The 17,825-nt window shown below is 72.6% G+C and carries 15 protein-coding genes and 2 pseudogenes; 7 read left to right on the top strand and 10 right to left on the bottom strand.

The genetic code is table 11. The features are described 5' to 3' along the window. Nucleotides 1-22: 22 nt before the first annotated feature. Genes AC1DWC_RS16120 through AC1DWC_RS16110 form a run of 3 tightly spaced genes read right to left on the bottom strand, consistent with a single transcriptional unit; the run spans nt 23 to nt 2,644 of the window. Nucleotides 23-985 (bottom strand): aminoglycoside phosphotransferase family protein, encoded by a 963-nt coding sequence (locus AC1DWC_RS16120; protein WP_477909600.1) that lies wholly within the window; start codon nt 983-985, stop codon nt 23-25. Continuing rightward, on the bottom strand, nt 985-1,233 hold the full coding sequence (locus AC1DWC_RS16115; protein WP_477909598.1) for a hypothetical protein: 249 nt from the start codon (nt 1,231-1,233) through the stop codon (nt 985-987). Before AC1DWC_RS16115 ends, AC1DWC_RS16120 begins: the two co-directional genes overlap by 1 nt. After that, complete coding sequence (locus tag AC1DWC_RS16110) at nt 1,226-2,644, bottom strand: PspC domain-containing protein (RefSeq protein ID WP_477909596.1); 1,419 nt, start codon at nt 2,642-2,644, stop codon at nt 1,226-1,228. Before AC1DWC_RS16110 ends, AC1DWC_RS16115 begins: the two co-directional genes overlap by 8 nt. A 142-nt stretch (nt 2,645-2,786) precedes the next feature. Here AC1DWC_RS16110 and AC1DWC_RS16105 point away from each other — a divergent pair, with 142 nt between their 5' ends. Then, a complete protein-coding gene (locus tag AC1DWC_RS16105) occupies nt 2,787-4,148 on the top strand; it encodes an ATP-binding protein (protein WP_477844353.1) in 1,362 nt (453 codons plus the stop codon). Beyond that, the gene (locus tag AC1DWC_RS16100) at nt 4,145-4,801 is read left to right on the top strand and encodes a response regulator (protein ID WP_072843749.1); all 657 of its coding nucleotides are present in this window, start codon (nt 4,145-4,147) and stop codon (nt 4,799-4,801) included. Before AC1DWC_RS16105 ends, AC1DWC_RS16100 begins: the two co-directional genes overlap by 4 nt. A gap of 58 nt (nt 4,802-4,859) precedes the next feature. On the opposite strand, the gene AC1DWC_RS16095 is transcribed toward AC1DWC_RS16100, so the two are convergent. Further along, a complete protein-coding gene (locus tag AC1DWC_RS16095) occupies nt 4,860-6,056 on the bottom strand; it encodes a serine/threonine-protein kinase (protein WP_477909594.1) in 1,197 nt (398 codons plus the stop codon). A 242-nt stretch (nt 6,057-6,298) separates the two neighbouring features. Here AC1DWC_RS16095 and AC1DWC_RS16090 point away from each other — a divergent pair, with 242 nt between their 5' ends. From AC1DWC_RS16090 to AC1DWC_RS16075, 4 genes are all read left to right on the top strand, one after another. Next, nucleotides 6,299-7,141: a hypothetical protein gene (locus tag AC1DWC_RS16090; protein ID WP_477909654.1), complete on the top strand. Its 843-nt coding sequence runs from the start codon at nt 6,299-6,301 to the stop codon at nt 7,139-7,141. Then, complete coding sequence (locus AC1DWC_RS16085; RefSeq protein WP_477909592.1) at nt 7,138-8,715, top strand: DNA polymerase Y family protein; 1,578 nt, start codon at nt 7,138-7,140, stop codon at nt 8,713-8,715. Before AC1DWC_RS16090 ends, AC1DWC_RS16085 begins: the two co-directional genes overlap by 4 nt. Before the next feature lie 79 nt (nt 8,716-8,794). Further along, nucleotides 8,795-10,909 carry a copper-translocating P-type ATPase gene (locus AC1DWC_RS16080; RefSeq protein ID WP_477909652.1) on the top strand — a complete coding sequence of 705 codons (2,115 nt, stop codon included), beginning with the start codon at nt 8,795-8,797 and terminating at the stop codon, nt 10,907-10,909. Between the two features lie 40 nt (nt 10,910-10,949). Continuing rightward, a complete protein-coding gene (locus tag AC1DWC_RS16075; protein WP_477909590.1) occupies nt 10,950-11,702 on the top strand; it encodes an alpha/beta fold hydrolase in 753 nt (250 codons plus the stop codon). A gap of 10 nt (nt 11,703-11,712) precedes the next feature. On the opposite strand, the gene AC1DWC_RS16070 is transcribed toward AC1DWC_RS16075, so the two are convergent. The 3 genes and pseudogenes from AC1DWC_RS16070 to AC1DWC_RS16060 form a co-directional block, all read right to left on the bottom strand. Beyond that, nucleotides 11,713-12,282, bottom strand: a complete 570-nt coding sequence (locus AC1DWC_RS16070; protein ID WP_477909589.1) for a hypothetical protein — start codon at nt 12,280-12,282, stop codon at nt 11,713-11,715. A 62-nt stretch (nt 12,283-12,344) separates the two neighbouring features. Further along, nucleotides 12,345-13,070 (bottom strand): annotated as a pseudogene (locus AC1DWC_RS16065) (adenylate/guanylate cyclase domain-containing protein); the annotation flags it as partial. 272 nt (nt 13,071-13,342) lie between these two features. Continuing rightward, complete coding sequence (locus AC1DWC_RS16060) at nt 13,343-14,971, bottom strand: LuxR C-terminal-related transcriptional regulator (protein WP_477909588.1); 1,629 nt, start codon at nt 14,969-14,971, stop codon at nt 13,343-13,345. 183 nt (nt 14,972-15,154) lie between these two features. Between AC1DWC_RS16060 and AC1DWC_RS16055 the strand changes: the two are divergent. Continuing rightward, nucleotides 15,155-15,670, top strand: a pseudogene (locus AC1DWC_RS16055) (nitroreductase family deazaflavin-dependent oxidoreductase); the annotation flags it as partial. 39 nt (nt 15,671-15,709) lie between these two features. Here the strand turns inward: AC1DWC_RS16055 and AC1DWC_RS16050 are convergent. From AC1DWC_RS16050 to AC1DWC_RS16040, 3 genes are all read right to left on the bottom strand, one after another. Then, entirely contained in the window at nt 15,710-16,096 is a 387-nt protein-coding gene (locus AC1DWC_RS16050) for a carboxymuconolactone decarboxylase family protein (RefSeq protein ID WP_477909586.1), read from the bottom strand. Between the two features lie 32 nt (nt 16,097-16,128). Continuing rightward, the gene (locus tag AC1DWC_RS16045; protein ID WP_477909584.1) at nt 16,129-17,463 is read right to left on the bottom strand and encodes an MFS transporter; all 1,335 of its coding nucleotides are present in this window, start codon (nt 17,461-17,463) and stop codon (nt 16,129-16,131) included. A 59-nt stretch (nt 17,464-17,522) separates the two neighbouring features. After that, a partial coding sequence (locus tag AC1DWC_RS16040; protein WP_477909582.1) for a 3-keto-5-aminohexanoate cleavage protein occupies nt 17,523-17,825 on the bottom strand: 303 nt, incomplete at its 5' end.

The following is a 17,825-nucleotide window of genomic DNA, read 5'->3' as shown; positions in this document are numbered from 1 at the left end:
GGGTGCGGTCTCGGGGTGCCGGTCAGAGCGTGGCCAGGCCGGCCGGGTCGACGTCGGGATCCGCGCGCCCGCAGAGTGCGGTGGCCACCCACAGCGAGCGGGCCGCGTCGCCGGGCAGGCCGGATTCGAGGTAGTCGAGGTGGTTCTCGACCTCGCGCGCGACCGACCAGCGCCGGGCCAGGTCCCGGTCGAGCCCGGCCGCCTCGGACAGCGCGTCGCAGCGGGCCTGCAACGACTCGGCGCCGCCGCCCAGCTCGCCGAGGCGGTTCCAGAGCATCGGCGCCACCGCGAACTCGGCGACCCTGAGCAGGGGCTTGGGGTCGATGGCCCGCCACCGCGTGCCGTCGGGGGTGGCGAGGATGTTCTCGAAATGCAGGTCGGTGTGTATCAGAGCTGGGTTGCTCTGTGCTGAAACAGGATCGCCGCACGCCGCCTCCCGGCACACGGCCAGCGCCTCGTCGAGCAGCCAGGACGGGCCGGGCCGGCCGAGACGGCCCCACCGCTCGGGCAGCTCGCGCTGCCAGCGCCTCGCCAGTTCGGTCAGCGAGTCGAACGCATGCGGTCCGGCGGATACGGGACCGGACATCTCGCGGACCAGCTCGCCCCACCCCCGGATCGCCTGCGGGACCGGCACTTCCCGCAGTGTTCGGGTGTTGTCCAGGCGTTCGAGCAGGGTCACCTGGCGCGCCGGGTCCGCCCGCAGCGCCCTTACCGCGCCGCGGCCCGCCCACACGGTCAGCGCCGCGGCCTCGTGCGCCGACTCGGGGGACGGGTAGGAGATCTTCAACGCGGCGGCGGTGCCGTCGGGCAGGCGGACCGGGATCACGATCCCGACGTAACCGTGCCAGACGTGGTTGCCGTTCCTGACCAGGCGCCACGCGGCGAGGTAGCGGTCGGCGAGGCCCGGGAGGCGACCCAGCCAGTCGTCGGCGTCGTCGGCGTGGCTGCGCAGGTTCGTGCGGAAGCCGTCGGGGATCGCGAGCACTACTTCTTCCGGCGTCCCGGCGCGAACACCAGCACCAGCCCGACTGCGACCGCCGCGAGCACGATCATCCAGCGGAACTGGGCGCCGCCGAGGGACTGGAAGTGCTCGGGCCCGATGAGCGACCATGCGCTCACCAGCAGCGCGACCAGTCCGGCGAGCAGCAGTCCCGCGGCGGGGCGTCGGCCGGTCGCCTGCCTGGTGTTGCCGCCCTCGGGGGCGTCGTCGTCTACGTTCTGGTACTCAGCCACGATCCACCGTCAAATCTCCGACCTTGCCGGTCAGGTTAAGGGTCAGTACCGGTCCGCCGATCCCGTCGGCGCCGCCGTCGACGCCCTCGGGCAGGCACATCACGTCCCCGAGCGCCATGCTGCAGTGGTTCCGGACGTCCATGTTCGGGGGCACCAGCACGGTGAAGCTGCCGACGCCCAGGTCGATGTCGACCGTCCTGTCCTCGGTGAGGGTGACGCCGCCGAGGTCGAGGGTGAAGTCGCCGACCTGTCCGGAGTACCGGGACTCGAGCTGATCTGCGGAGGTGAACTGCCACGTCCGGGTGCCCACGTTCTGGCTGTTCCAGTCGACCGGGCCGATCAGCGATGCCAGCACCACGAAGCCGATCAACGGCCCGGTGACCACGAGCAGGCCGTAGCCGCGGCGCAGGAACGCGCCGACGACGAGGCCGACACCGATCACCGCGAGCGCCACCGCGCCGAGCTGGCCGGCGGAGAGCCACTGGGTGCCGGTTGCGGCGCCGACCGCCCAGGCGGCGACGGTGACCAGGATGGCGATCCCGAGCACGGTGGAGGTGAGCCGGGACTTCGGCGGCGCCGGTACCGCCGGCGGCGGTGGGGGCGTCGGCTCGGGCAGGTCCCAGGCGAAGGGTGCGACGCCGAGCGGGTCCCAGGACGGCGGCGTCGGTTCGGGACCGAACGGCGACGGCGGTGCGGAGGGTGCCTCCGGTGCGGACGGCGCGTCCGGCGTCGCGGCGCCGCCGTGCCCGGCCGCGTCGTCGACGCGGGGTGCGGGGTCGGGCGCGGCAGGGGCGCCGGCCTCGGGCGCGGGCGGAGCGGGCGGCGTGGCCTTGAAGCCGGGCGTCGGCTCGTAGGTCTTGGGCAGCGTCGCGTACGCCCCGGGGGCGGTGTACCCGCCGAACCAGGACGGGTACCCGGTGCCGGGGTAGCCGCTGGCCGGCGGCGCCGCGAAGGCGTCCGGGACCACCCCGGCCGGCAGCGGCGGCGGCACCGGCCTGCGCTGGTGCAGCAGCCACAGCCCGCCGAGCATCAGCGCCAGGCTGACCAGCCCGGACCCGCCGAGGCCGACGCCGACCGGGCCGAGGGTGCTCATCGCGATGACCAGTGCCACCGCGAGCACCACCGTCCGGGTGCCGGACTCCGAGCTGTGACCCCGGCCGACCAGCGACTCCGCGGCCGAGGCCTGGTCGCCGGCCCGCGGCAGGAGCAGCCAGCAGGCGAGGTAGAGGACGATGCCGACGCCGCCGAAGATCGTGGACACCGCGAACGCGACCCGCACCAGCACCGGGTCCACTCCGTAGCGGTGGCCGATGCCGGCGGCGACACCGGCGATCGGGCCCCGGCTCGGCAGGCGCACCGGCCGGGTACGCCACAACTCCTGCAGTTGTTCGGGGAAGCTCGGATTGCTCATGCGACCATCGTGGCCCGGCCGGGCCCGGCGGCGCATCGGGACAAACCCTGATCTTTGCCGTCGTCCGCGGGCCGACAGGGCCGGGGGAGATCAGGGTCCACCCTGATGCGCCGGGGCGTCGCCACGTGCCACCATCGACGGTGTGCAGCCCCTCTTCCGTGCGTACCCACCGGACCCGGCCCTCACTCCCCGGCTCGAGCGCCGGGCAGGTGGCCGGGTGGTCGGCGGCGTCGCGGGCGGGATCGCAGACCACCTCGGCGTCGACGTCCTCAAGGTTCGGCTGGCGTTCGTGTTCCTGGGTGTGCTCGCCGGTGCGGGCATCGTCGCGTACGGACTGCTGTGGATCTTCACCCCCGCGGGCACGGACACCGAGCGGCCCAGTCACACCGAGCGCCAGCGCGCGTTGGGGCTGGCGGTCATCGGCCTCGCCCTGTCGGCGGGGCTGACCTGGCTGCTGAGCGGCACCGCCGCCTCGGTGATCGCGCCGGTGATCGTGGTCGCGATCGGCGCGGCGTTCGTGTGGCGGGAGTTCGACTCCGACGGGCCGCGGTCGGCGATCGGGCTGCCGCAGCGGCCCACGGTGCTCACCTGGGCGCGGGTGCTCGGCGGCGCCACCCTCATCGTGTTCGGGCTCGGCGTGGTGGTGCTCGCGCGCGTCGACCTGGAGTCGCTGCGCTCGTCGTTGCTGGCGGTGGTGGTCACGTTGATCGGGGCCGGGCTGCTGACCGTGCCGCTCTGGCTGCGGATGTGGCGGGCCCTGGGCGAGGAACGCAGCGCCCGGATCCGGAACGAGGAGCGCGAGGAGATCGCCTCGCACCTGCACGACTCGGTGCTGCAGACACTGGCGTTGATCCAGAAGCAGGCGGACCGGCCGCAGGAGGTCATGCGGTTGGCCCGCGGTCAGGAACGGGAGCTGCGCAAGTGGCTCTTCGACGGCGGGGACGCCGCGCACGCCAGCCTCGCCGAGGCGCTGCGCACCATCGCGGGCGAGGTCGAGGACCAGCACGGCATGACGGTGCGGCCGGTGACGGTGGGGGACGTGCGTCTCGACGTGGACGAGGCCGAGTCGGGTCTGTCCAAGGAGAGTTTCACCGCACTGCTCGGTGCCACTCGCGAGGCGCTGGTCAACGCGGCCAAGCACTCCGGCGAGACCAATGTCGACCTGTTCGCCGAGGCGGAGGCCGACGAGGTGAATGTGTTCGTGCGTGACCGCGGTACCGGGTTCGACCCGTCCGCGGTGCCGGAGGACCGACAGGGTTTGACGAAGTCGATCCGGGCACGGGTGGAGCGCCGGGGCGGGCAGGTCGAGGTGCACTCGGCCCCCGGACGCGGAACGGAGATCCGGATTCGGATGCCCCGCAACGGGAACGGGAGCGGGACGGGCGCCGCGGCAGAGCCGGTCCAGGAGGACGACGCGACCGTCATAGAGTGGTCACAACAGTCGACGCGGCCCCCTGCCGATCCCGTCCACGCCCACCCCAGCACAGAGGAGCAGCCCAGGTGACATCCGCCGGAACCGTGTACCGCGTCTTCCTTGTCGACGACCATGCCGTGTTCCGGTCCGGGGTACGCGCCGAACTCGGCTCGGAGTCGGACATCGAGGTGGTCGGCGAGGCGGGCGCGGTCGCGGAGGCGATCGCGGGGATCAACGCGTCCGCACCGGACGTGGTGCTCCTCGACGTGCACATGCCGGACGGCGGCGGGGTCGCGGTACTCGGCGGGATCGCGCCGGGCCCGGTGTGCCTGGCGCTCAGCGTGTCCGACGCCGCGGAGGACGTCATCGCGGTGATCCGGGCGGGCGCGCGCGGGTACGTCACGAAGACCATCTCGGGCGCGGAACTCGCGGACGGGGTGCGCCGGGTGGCCGGGGGTGACGCGGTGTTCGGCCCGAGGCTGGCCGGCTTCGTACTCGACTCGTTCACCGGGCGGTCGACGGCGCCGGAGCCGCCGCTGGACCCGGAACTGGACTCGCTCACGCCGCGGGAACTCGAGGTGCTGCGTCTGCTGGCGCGTGGCTACACCTACCGCGAGATCGCCGAGACCCTGGTGATCTCGATCAAGACGGTGGAGACGCACGCATCCAACGTGCTGCGAAAGACCCAGCAGTCCAACCGGAATGCGCTCACCCGGTGGGCGCACCGGCGTCGGATCGAGTGACGGCGACCTCACCAGGTGCGGCGGGCCAAGACGATTCGCCAGGTGGTGCCGGGGTGAGTCACATCCGGGTCAGCGCGAGGATCACCACGGCGACGACGGCGAGTGCGACGCACAGCAGCACGATGGCGACGGCCATCGGGACGGCCGAGTGGGCCGGCGCCGGGGCCGGCGCCACCGGAAGGTGGCCGGGGGCCTCGGGCACCCGGGGTCCGGGGCGGGGCACCCGATCCAGCGGGACGCTCTGGTGCGCGGCGGGCAGTCCGGTGACGGTGCTCGACGGCAGGCGGTTCGCGCGCCGGACCGGCCCGCTGGCCGCCGACCGCCGCGCCCAGAACGGCACCGTGCCGTCCGGTTCGAGCAGGGGCGCGTCGAGGACGTAGCCGATGCTGCCGCCGCTGCCCGCGGCGATGTGGGCCAACAGGTCCCGGGTCTGCGCCATGGTGGGGCGCCGTGCCGGGTCGGGTTCGAGCATCAGCAGCAGTGCGTCGGTGAGGTCGCCGCTGTGCACCGGCCGCATGATCTCGGCCTTGGCGACCTTGTGCAGCAGGGCGATCGAGTTCTCGTCGATGCCGAACGGGGGCTGCCCCTCGGTGGCGGTGTACAGCGTGGCGCCGAGCGAGAACACGTCGGAGGCCTCGGTGGGGTCCTCGCCGCGGGCGACCTCCGGTGCGAAGTAGGCGGGGGTGCCGGTGATCACCCCGGTCTGGGTCACATGCGGGTCGCCCTTCGCGCGGGAGATGCCGAAGTCGCTGATCTTCACGGTGCCCGCGGCGCGGCCGCGGTCGGCGATCAGGATGTTGCCGGGCTTGATGTCGCGGTGCACGATGCCGGCGGCGTGGGCCTGGGACAGCGCGTCCGCCACCTGGGCGCCGATCTGGGCGACCTGCAGCGGCGGCAGGGCCTCGGTCACGTTGAGGGCCTGCGCCAGGCTGCGCGAGGGCAGGTACTCCATGACCAGCCAGGGCTCACCGCCCTCGAGGGCCACGTCGTACATGGCGATGGAATGGTCGTGGGAGAGCCTGGCCGCGATCCGGCCCTCACGCATGGCGCGGGCGCGGACGTCGCGGGCGGCTTCCTCGGTGAGCCCGGCGGTGGAGATGACCTGCTTGATGGCGACCTCGCGGTCGAGCAGGGTGTCGCGGGCGAGCCAGACCGAACCCATCCCGCCGCCGCCGAGCTTGGCGCTCAGGCGGTACCGACCGGCCACCAGGTAGTCCGGTCCGACGATCCGCTGCTCCCGCTCCTGCTCCGCCACACCGTGAGGGTAGTGGACGTTGCCGACAGTGCAGCCAGTCCGAACGGTGAGCTGCGTCTCGTGGCCGACGCGGACCGGCTCGGTTGCCTTGACGTCGACGGACGGAGTGGGCTTTACTGGGTTTTATCGAAAGAGTGTTCGGTTTCTGCGTCTTCCCCGCGGGTGTCGTCCGGCGTACGTCGGCGGAGGGAGCTGTGGTGGTGGAGTCAGGCGCGGTGTTGTCGGGTTCGGTGCCGACGGATTTGGCTGCGACGGATTCGGTTCCGACGGCTGGGGTCGACTCGGTCGGGGGGCTGTCCCGGTCGGAGCGGCTCGAGCAGCTCCGACGCCAGATCGCCGCGGTGCCCGCACGTGGCGAGGCGGTGGCCCGCCCGGCCCGGCCCTGGGGCGGTGCCGGGCAACCGGGCCGGGCCGTATCCGATGCCCGGGTCGTGCCGGACGAGGGCCGCGGTCGACCGGTGCTGCCGGTGCCGCCCGCGCTGGCCTGGCTGTTGCCCGGCGGCGGGCTCGCGCGCGGTTCGGTGGTCTCGGTGTCCGGTGCGGGTTCGCTGCTGTCGGGCCTGCTGGCCGCGGTGACGGAGTCGGGCGGGCATGCGGCGGTGATCGGACTGCCCCGGCTGGGCCTGCTGTCCGCCGTCGAGATGGGCGCCGAGCTGGGCCGGCTGGCGGTGATCCCGGACCCGGGGCCGGATCCGGTCGAGGTGGCGGCGGTCCTCCTCGACGGCATGGACCTGGTGGTGCTGGGCCTCGGCGGGCTGGCGGTGCCGCCCTCGCGGACGCGGGCGATCGTGGCCCGGGCCCGGAGCAAGGGCGCCACGCTGGTGGTGACGGACGGGCACTGGGGCGGCGCCGAGGTGCGGTTGGCGGCCGCGGTGCGCGGCTACCAGGGGCTGGGGGAGTTGGGTCGCGGGCGGCTGCACGGGCTGCGGCTGGCGGTCACCGCGGAGGGCCGGGCCTTCCAGGCCCGCACCGCCCGGCTGGACCTGCGTCCGGTCCGCGGCCGGGTGGAATGGGTGCCAGAGGAGGTCGCCGTCGCGGCGCGTGCCGGGACAGGGCCGCGCGAACTCGGAAGCGGTGTCGCATGAGTGCCGGGATCGTGTCGAGTCCGGCCCGGGTGCTGGCGTTGTGGTGTCCGGACTGGCCGGCGGTCGCCGCCGCCGCGGTGGCGGACCTGGCTCCGACCGAACCGGTCGCGGTGCTGTCGGGCAACCGGGTGATCGCGTGTTCGGCGCCGGCCCGCGCCGAGGGGGTCCGACGGGGGCTGCGCAGGCGCGAGGCGCAGGGGCGCTGCCCGCGGCTGCACGTGTTCGCCGCGGACCCCGGCCGCGMCGCCCGACTGTTCGAGCCGGTGGCCGCGGCCGTCGACGCGGCGGCGCCCGGGGTGGAGGTGCTGCGCCCGGGGCTGCTGGTGCTCGCCGCGCGCGGGGTGAGTCGCTACTTCGGTTCCGAGGAGTCCGCCGCGGAACGGCTGGTCGACGAGGCCGCGGCGGCCGGGGTGGAGTGTCAGGTGGGGGTGGCGGACGAGCTCTCCACCGCCGTGATCGCGGCCCGCCGGGCGGTGCTGGTCCCACCCGGCGGCGGCGCCCGGTTCCTGGCGCCGATGCCGGTGTCCGAGTTGGCCGCCGAGCCCGCCCTGTCCGCGCCCGAACGTGCGGACCTGGTGGACCTGCTGCGCCGGCTGGGCCTGCGCACCATCGGCGACTTCGCGGCCCTGGCCCCGGTGGCGGTGGCGTCCCGTTTCGGTGCCGACGCCGTGCTGGCCCACCGCAGCGCCCGCGGGGAGCCGGAGCGTCCGCCCTCGGCGCGGCCGCTGCCGCCGGACCTCGTGGTCGAGCACCGCCCGGACCCACCTCTCGACCGGGTGGACGCGGCGGCCTTCGCGGCGCGGGCGTTGGCGGAGCGGCTGCACGCCCGGCTGGCCGCCGCGGGGGTGGCCTGCACCCGACTGCTGGTGCACGCGAGTACCGGTAACGGAGAACATCTTTCGCGAACCTGGCGCTGCGCGGAGCCGCTGACCCCGGAGGGCACGGCGGACCGCGTGCGCTGGCAGCTGGACGGCTGGCTCACCGGCCGCAGTGAGTCCCGGCCGACCGCGGGAATCGAGGTGCTACGGCTCGAGCCGGTGGAGGTGGTGGAGGCCGGGGCGCTGCAGCTGGGGTTGTGGGGCGGGGTCGGTGCGCAGGACGAGCGGGCCCGCCGCGCGCTGGTCCGGGTCCAGGGACTGCTCGGCGGCGACGCGGTGCAGGTGGGCGTGCTCAGCGGCGGCCGGGGACCGGGGGAACGGGTCACCCTGCTGCCGCTGGGCGACGAGCTGGTGCCCGCGGTGGACCCCGCGGCGCCGTGGCCCGGCCGGCTGCCCGAACCCGCGCCCTCCGCGGTGCTGGCGGGCAGTCCGGCGGTGACGCTCGAGGACGCGGCCGGCGACGCGGTGTGGGTCACCGAGCGGGGTGCCTTCAGTGCGTCGCCGACGTTGCTGCGGTGGGGCAGGCGGAGCTGGCAGCTGCGGGGCTGGGCGGGCCCGTGGCTGCTGGACGAGCGGTGGTGGGACCCGGCGCAGTCGCGGCGCTCGGCCCGGGCGCAGGTGCTGCTGGACGAGCCGAAGGCGCTGCTGCTGATCTTCGTCGGCGCGAGCTGGGCGGTCGAGGGGGTGTACGAGTGAGGACGTCGCCCGCAGCTCCACGCCCTGCGATCCATACCCCTAGGGGGTAAACTTTGCGGGCATGGACGCCGAGCGCGAGATGCACACGGACCACCCGGACGTCGAGGCCCCCGAGGGGACGGACCACGGCGTGCACCCGTCCGGTCACGACCAACACGACGGTCACGACCAGCACGGCGCCGGGCACGGCGACCACGTCGCCCAGTTCCGGCGGCTGTTCTGGGTGATGCTGGTGCTCGCGGTGCCGGTGGTCCTGGCCAACGCGATGTTTGCGGACCTGGTCGGCTACTCCCTGCCCGCCGGCTCGGCGATCACCTGGGTCTCGCCGCTGCTCGGCACGGTCATGTACCTGTGGGGCGGCCGGCCGTTCCTGTCCGGCGCGGTCGACGAGATCCGGGCCCGCCAGCCCGGCATGATGCTGCTGATCGCGCTGGCCATCACCGTCGCGTTCGTCGCCTCCTGGGGTGCCAGCCTCGGCCTGCTCGCCCACGACCTCGACTTCTGGTGGGAACTCGCGCTTCTCATCGTGATCATGCTGCTCGGGCACTGGATCGAGATGCGATCCCTCGGCCAGGCCTCGAGCGCGCTCGAGTCCCTCGCCGCCCTGCTGCCGGACGAGGCCGAACGGGTCGAGGGCGACGAGACTGTGACCGTGTCGACCGCGGACCTGGCCGCGGGCGACCTGGTCGTCGTCCGGCCCGGTGGCCGGATCCCCGCGGACGGCACCGTCGTCGACGGCGCCGCCGACGTGGACGAGTCGATGATCACGGGGGAGTCGCTGGCGGTGCGGCGCGAGGCGGGGGACCGGGTGGTCGCCGGCACCGTCAGCACCGACTCGGCGCTGCGGGTCCGCGTCACCGCGGTCGGCGACGACACCGCGCTCGCCGGCATCCGCCGCCTGGTCAGCGAGGCCCAGAACTCCTCCTCGCGCGCCCAGGTGCTCGCCGACCGCGCCGCGGCCTGGCTGTTCTGGTTCGCCCTCGGGGCCGCGCTGATCACCGCGGCGGTCTGGCTGATCCTCGGCGCCCCCGAGGACGCGGTCACCCGCACCATCACGGTCCTCGTCATCGCCTGCCCGCACGCGCTGGGGCTGGCCATCCCGCTGGTGGTGTCCATCGCGACCGAGCGGGCGGCCCGGGCCGGGGTGCTGATCACCGACCGTCGGGCGCTCGAGTCGATGCGCACCGTCGAGGCGGTGCTCTTCGACAAGACGGGCACCCTCACCAAGGGCAGCCCCGCCCTCGTCGCCGCGGCCGGTGCAGGCGCGGTGGGCGAGGACGAGGCGGTCGCCCTGGCGGCCTCCGTCGAGCGCGACAGCGAGCACCCGCTCGGCCGGGCCATCGTGGCGGCCGCCGAACACCGTGGACTCACCGTGCCCGTTGCCGACGCGTTCCGCGCGCACAACGGCGTGGGCGTCACCGGCACCGTCGCCGGGGCGGAGGTCGGCGTCGGCGGACCGAAGATGCTCGCCGACCGCGGGCTGGACGCACTGCCCCAGACCCGGGACTGGGCGGCGCAGGGGTCGACGGTGCTGCACGTGATCCGCGACGGCGTCGTCGTCGGGGCGGTCGCGCTGGCCGACGAGATCCGCCCGGAGTCCGAGCAGGCCATCGATGCCCTGCACCAGCGGGGCGTGCACGTCGCGATGATCACCGGCGACGCCGAGGCGGTGGCGCAGTCGGTGGCGCGTCGGTTGGGGATCGTGGCGAGCGGAGCGACGGGGAGTGTTGCGGACGAGGTGTTCGCCGGGGTGCTGCCGCAGGACAAGGGCGCGAAGGTCAAGGAGTTGCAGTCCGCCGGCCGCAAGGTCGCCATGGTCGGCGACGGCGTCAACGACGCCCCGGCGCTGGCCCAGGCGGACGTCGGGATCGCCATCGGCGCCGGCACCGACGTGGCCATCGCCTCCGCCGGGGTGGTGCTGGCCAGCGACGACCCGCGTTCGGTGCTGTCGGTGATCGAACTCTCCCGCGCCACCTACCGCAAGATGATCCAGAACCTCACCTGGGCGGCCGGATACAACGTGATCGCGGTGCCGCTCGCCGCGGGGGTCCTGGCGCCCTGGGGTTTCACCCTCCCGATGGAGGTCGGTGCCCTGCTGATGTCCGCGTCGACGGTGGTGGTGGCGGTCAACGCCCAGTTGCTCCGGCGGCTGGACCTGCGTCCCGAGGCGATCCTGGGCACGCCCGCTCGGTAGCCTCCGCAGGACCAGTGAACGGCGCGAAGGGCGGTAACCGATGGTGACGACGGCTGTGGCCACCATGGTCGACGGGCTCGAGATCTCCTACCGGGACTCCGGCGGCCCGGACGCCGTGCCGGTGCTGCTGGTGCACGGCATGGGCGGTGACAGCCGCACCTGGGACCGGTTCGCCAGGACCCTGGCGCAGGGCGGTCGTCGCGTGATCGCCGTCGACCTGCGCGGCCACGGGCGCAGCGCGCACGCGCCGTCGTACCTGTTCGACGAGTTCGGCGGCGACCTGCTCACGCTGTGCGATCACCTGGCACTCGACGAGGTGGACGTGGTCGGGCACTCGCTCGGCGGGCACTGCGCGAGCCTGCTCGCCCAGTCGCGTCCCGAGCTGGTGCGGCGGCTGGTGCTCGAGGAGACGCCGCTGCCGCTGCGCCCGGGCGAGACCGTCGGGCCGATGTCCGGCCGGCTGCCGACACCCGTCGAACTGTGGCACGCGACCACCAGCCTGCTGCGTCATCCTCGGGCGGCGCTGGCCTTCGACCGGTCCATGACCCGCAGCGCGCTGGCCCAGTTCCACCGGCCGAACCCCACCTGGTGGGACCGGCTGCCGCGGATCGCGGCGCCGACGCTGGTGGTCTGCGGGGGACCGTCCGGCATGGTGCATCCCGGCAGGCTGGCGGCGGCGGCCGCCGCCATCCCGAGCTGCCGGGTGGTGACCATCGAGGTGGGGCACAGCGTGCACCGCGACCGGCCGAACCAGTTCGAGGCCGTGGTCGCGGAGTTCCTCGCCGGCGAGTGAACAGCCCGCGTCACCAGCCCGCGCTGAAGGAGTACCAGGGCCCGCGCAGGTGCCACACCCGCACGCCCTCGCCGACCGGGTCGGGCGTGGTGGGCTCCCCGTTCGGCAGGTAGGCCACGCCGTCGTCGTTCAGGAAGCCGCTGGCGGGGATGACGAAGTAGAAGTTGTCGCCGTGCGTGCGTACGCCACCGACGTCGTAGCTGCCGATCCGGCGCTCCCGTCCGGAGTCGGTGCCGGCCCGGACCTCGTCGACGGCGGCCGCGAAGTCGCCCGCTGCGAGGGACCACCGCGCCTGCAGCGGCGCGTCGAACACCGCCAGTGCGGCGCTGACCACCGCGACGGCCGGCACCGCGAGCAGCCAGGCGGACCAGGTCTTGGTCCGCACCAGGAACGCGGCGGTCCGGGTCAGCCAGCAGGCTGCGATCACCACGGTCGGCCAGAAACACCCGAGCACCAGGATCCACCCGTTGGGGGTGGGGTAGCTCAGCGCCCACAGGCCTGCCAGGCACACCGCGACCGTGGCGGCCAGCAGCACCCAACCGGGAGGACGGTCCCAGAACGCCGACCACCACTGCCGCATCGAACCTCCCCGCCGCGTGACCCCGTCGCCGGGCGGGGTCTTGCCCGCGAGGCCCGTCGAGGCTAGCCCGAGTCGGCCGCCCGCACGGCAGCTCGACTCCGTGAAGGGTCGAGTTCGAGTACGGGTTCGGCCAGGAGGGTCGGCTCGGTGCGCCCCCGCAGCGTCACGCTCCGGACCGGCATCCAGCGTTGCGATTCGTCCCAGGCCGCGGCGGTGAGGGCGTGCCCCGACGCGAGGGCGCGGCACTCGCAGGTCTTCGCGACCTCGGTGAGCCGGGCGGCCTCGTTGACGGGATCGCCGATGACGGTGTACTCGTACCGCTGTTCGGCTCCGATGTTCCCCGCGAACACCTCGCCGAACGAGACGCCTACACCGAAGTCGATCGCGTCCAGCGCGCGGAGAGTGGGCCGCAGTTCCCGGGCCGTCGCGAGCGCGGATCCTGCTGGGTCTGCGACGGGCCGCGGGGCACCGAAGACCGCCAGGGCGGCATCGCCCTCGAACTTGTTGACGAAACCGTGGTGCCGTTCGACCGTGGCGACCACGATCCGAAAGAACGCGTTGAGAACGGTCGCCACCTCGTCCGGTGGCCGGGTCGCCGCAAGGTTCGTGGAGCCGACGATGTCGATGAAGAGAACCGCGGCCTGGGTGACCTCGCCGCCGGCCAACCCGTCGCGGTCGGGCAGCGCGTCGTGTTCGAGTGCGCGGTGGGCGACATCGCGGCCGACATGGCGGCAGAGCAGGTCGCGTAGGCGCTCGCGCTCGGCCCGTCCCGCCGTGACATCGTTGAATTTCGCCGCCTCGCCCGCGCGGAGGGGATACGAGCGTGGGACCGCAACGGCCCCCGGTCGACTACTCGTTTCACGTCCCACTCGCATCCGGCCGTCGGGCATTCGGACGCCGGGCATTCGGTCGCCGCGGCGGCGTGGCGGTTCGAGTCCCATGGACATGATCCGACGGTAGGTCGTCGGTCGTCGTCGACGCATCGGGCGGTCGTCGCATCCACCCGCCGCCCGAAGCAGCTCTCGTGGGTACTTCGACCCACCATGGACGACGACCGGCATCAGTCCAGGCCGTGGCGGCACGAATAGGCGGTCGCTGCGGCGCGAGTGGTGACGCCGATCTTGCCGAAGATGTTGCTCAGATGCCGCGCGACGGTCTTCTTGCTCAGCGACAGACTCGCAGCGACCTCCTGATTCGTCAGTCCGGCGGCGACGAGTCGCATCACCTCGACCTCCCGGACGCTGAGCCCGTCCGGGAGTGGCATCGGTTGCCGTGCACGTCCGAGTAGTTCGTCGATGTGGGTCAGGTCGGGTGACGCGCCCAGGCGGCTGAACACCGCACGACAGGTGTCCCATTCGAGGCGCGCGGTGTCCTCGTCGCCGATCGCACGGCAGGCCAGTCCGATCAGCTGGTGGCTTCGCGCGGCCTCGTACGGCATGTCGAGGTCCGCCCAGGTTCGTGCGGCGGCTCGTAGGTCGGGCAACGCACCGGCCGGGTCGCCTTCGGTCAGACGCAGGGCACCGGCGACCTGTGCCGCTGAGGCCCGGACGGCCGGCGGGGCGTCGACCATGGCGGCGAGTTCGTCGGCCGCCGCGCGTGCGAGTTCCAGGTTCCCCGCGGCCGCCGCGATTTCTGCCTGCGCCGGGAGCAGTTTCGCCCTGGCGAGGCGGTCCGAGGGATGTTCGGCCAGCGAGCGGGCGAGCCCGGCGGCGGCGGCGTCGGCGCGGCCCTGCGCGGCCCGCAGCAGGGCCATCCCGGGCTGAACGTCCCAGCCGTAGCTGCCGGCCCGCCCGAACGCCACCTCCGCGGCGGGTAGGTCACCGGTCAGCCGTCGGATCTCGCCGATCTGGTACCACGCCTGTCCCGCGTCCATGGCAACGGTGCCGTTCTGCCCCGTGCATGCCTGCCGCGCTTCGCGTTCGGCGTCCGACCATGCTCCGTGCAGGCGCATGATCCGGGATCGGTGCATCCGGCACGAGCCGGAGAATGCAGTGCCGCCGTGCTGCGTGCGCAGCCACTTCTCGAATGCGGACGTCCACGCGCTGGCGCGCTCGAAGTCCGACATGTAGTCGCACATGTTGATCGAGCTGCAGTAGATCCACCAGGAGCTGGTTGCATTCACCTCCCGGGTGGTGACCGCCACCATCGCGTCGTCGAGTAGTGCCGTTCCGCCCGACACGTCACCGAGCGCAACGAGGGCCCGGCCCGTCTGGTGCAGGCCGAGGTTCACCAGGTCGGGATCTGCGAAGTGGGTGCCGATCCGGGTGGCGTTGCGCGCCAGATCGAGCGAACCCGCAACGTCTCCGCCCTGGAAATTTGCCTCGGCCTCGGCGACGCACACGTAGCCGTGCACCGCGCTCTCGGGCTCGTCGTGCAAGAGGCGCTGTGCGCGGGCGAGCCAACCCATGGCGGGAGGCACGTCACCGCGCAGCATCAACACGAGGTGGATCCGGACCGCGCACATCGCAGCGCCGCAGTGGTCGCCATCGCGCAGCCGGTCGGTGTAGATCCGGCCGTGTGCCTGCACGCTCTCCTCGGTCCTGCCGGTGAAGTGTGCAGACTCGGCGAGCGCCTCGAGATCGTCCGGATCCAGGGCCGCCGACTCGTCCGCGCGACACAGCGAGGCGTACGCCTCGTCCCAGACATGCTCTCGGTACGCGGTACGGCCGCGCGCGAGTTCGTCGACCATGACTACGACGTTTCACCGCCTGCCGCGTGATCACAAGAGGTCGCCCGGCCGAACGCGGCGAGCGGTGACACCATCGCTGATCGGGCGCCGGTGGGTCGAACTGCCCATTGCGGCCGGTTCCTGCGGCGAAAGATACAACCATTGCCCGATGCGGCGGGACGACGGGCTTCCTAACGTTGGATCATGTCTTCACGCGTTCCTGCGCCGGACCCTCGTCGCCACGCGCCTGATGTGGAGGTGGGCGGTCGTCGACGGCACACGGTGCGCCGGGTGCCGTTGCGCTACATCGATCCGACGAACAGCCACGGGCGCCTGTACCGGCTCTTCGAGCGTTTCGGGCGGACGCGGGCAGGACAGGCCTTCGCGCGCCGCGTTGTCGTCCGCAGCGACCCGTGGCTGGACCGGGTTACGGGCGGCCGCCTGACCTGGGAGTTGGGGCAGATTCCGTCGGCGACGCTCGAGACCACCGGCGCCAGGTCGGGTCTACCCCGTGCGGTACAGATCACCTACTTCCACGATGGGCGTGACGTGGTCGTGGTCGCCTCGAATTTCGGTGGAACGAAACACCCGCAGTGGTATCGCAACCTGCTCGCGCACCCCGAATGCGACTTCGGCGGCGAGGGATTTGTGGCGACCGATGTCACCGACTCCGAAGAGTACGAACGCCTGTACGCGCTCCCTGTGCGGCACCACGGAAGAACGTGGTGCCGCACAGGCGCGATCGGGTTGGAGCCGTACCTAGGCGGCCGCCTGCCGTTCCTTGTGTGCCGCCATCTCCTCGACGAGGATCGGCACCCCCATGTTGCAGGAGTGGATGCCGACGACGGTGGCGAGCTTGAGCACCTCGAGGATCTCCTCGGGCGTCACCCCGATGTCCAAGGCTGCCTGGATGTGGCGCCGGGTACCGGGCGCGTACATGTGGGTGGCGGAGGCGTCGACGGCGATGCACAGCAGCTGGATGACCTTCGGCGAGAGCACCCCGCTCTGGTACGGCTGCATCGCCATCTTCATGTACAGCTCGGTCCACTCCGGGTCCATCTCGTGCAACTCGTCCCAGAGCGAGTTCCAGCCGCCACCGGCCTTCATCGCGTCCACCACGGGATAGCTGCTCTCGTTCTCGCTCATGATCTCTCCGTGTTTCGTAGGGTCGAGCGGACTCAGTTGGCCGGTGCGGCGGGGGCTGCGTTCGCACGCAACTCCGCCAGCCGCCGCAACCCGGCCGGGTAGGAGCGCCTGCCCAGCAACAGCGCCGCGGCCGCGGCGATGTAGACGAGCGGTGCCAGCCGCATGGCGTCGAGCAGGCCCAGGTGATCGGCGAGGATCCCGACGACGAAGGGGCCGAGGGCCAGTCCGAGGAGGTTGTTGGCCACGGTCAGGGTTCCCATGGCGGAGGCTCGGATCGAGGTGTGCGTGAGGTTGGCGACCATCGCGGCACTCGGACCGGAACACCCGGCGGAGAAGAACGCGCCGATCCCGAGCAGGACGAGCTGGGCGGTGCCGGTGCCGATGCTGAATCCCGCGGTCAGGAACACCAGCGAGATCAGGCAGTAGGCGATCGCCGAGGTCCACTTGGCGGCCGGGTCGTTGCGGCTCACCCGGTCGGTGATCATGCCGCACACGATCATGCCCGTACCCACCAGCAGGACGAACACCGAGGCGGCCACGCCGGCCTTGTCCGGCGCCAGGCCGTAGTACCGGTTGAAGAAGCTCGGCATCCAGGCCAGCAGGACCGCGGCGGTGAACATCTGCAGTCCGCCACCGAGGTAGACGAACAACACCGTGGGGTTGGTGAACAGGCTCGAGACGGGGGCTCGGAATCCGTCGGCCTCGAGTGCGGCACCGGGAGTGGCGTCCTCGACGGCGTACCGCTTCAACCTCGCCTCGGTGACGACCACCCGGAAGACCGCGACCAGCAGGAGGCCGAAGACCGCCATCGCCGCGAACGACCATCGCCAACTGAACTGGACCGCGATGAAGCCGCCGATGGCGACACCGATCACCGACCCGAACGACCCGCCGGCCATGAAGGCGCCGGCCAGTGCGGCATGGACGCGGGGCGCAAACACGCTGAGCACCAATGCGATACCGACGCTGCCGTAGGCCGCCTCACCGACCCCGACGAGGAAGCGGGCGCCGAGCATCTGCTCGTAACTGGTGGCGATCGCGCACAGCAACGTCGCGACGCTCCACAGCACCGCCATCAGGATCAGGCTCTTGACCCGGCCCCAGCGGTCCGCAAGGAGCGAGAGGGGGAAGGTCAGCAGTCCGACCATCAGCGCGACGATGCTGCTCAGCGAGGCGAGGTGGGAGTCCGACAGGGACCACTCGGCCTTGAGGATCGGGAACACCGCGCTGAGGACCTGCCGGGACATGTAGTCCGAGAGCAGCAGGCCGAATGCCAGGGCGAAGACCACCCACGGGTAGATCCGTCGCTTACGCGAGGGCGTGGAGGCTTCGGCGTGGCTCTCGATTGGTTGAGCTTGCAGCACCATTGCTATTCCTTGGTTCGTTTCGAGCAGACTTCAGGGGGTGTCGCGGGGCGGAGCTGCCCTTATGCGTGCTGCGTGAATCCGGTCTGGCCGGGCTTGCGGTTCGGCGCGTAACCGAGCTTCGCCAGGGTCTCGTCGGCGTCGGCGTAGGTCTCGCCGATGCGGTAGATGTCCCGGGCCTCCTTGGCGGTGGCCACCTCACGACCGAGCTCGCCTGCGACGCGCACCAGCTGGCGGACCTGCTCGGCGGAGGTGATCTTGACCTCGCCGTTCGGGGCCCACAGGTTGTCCTCGTTGCCGCAGCGCGGGTGCAGGCCCATCGCGATGGCCATCGTGTTCACCGGCAGCACGCTGCGCATCAGCGT

The organism is Rhodococcus sp. P4_C10 (genome assembly GCF_056402135.1).
This window is presented reverse-complemented; position numbering and strand designations above follow the sequence as displayed.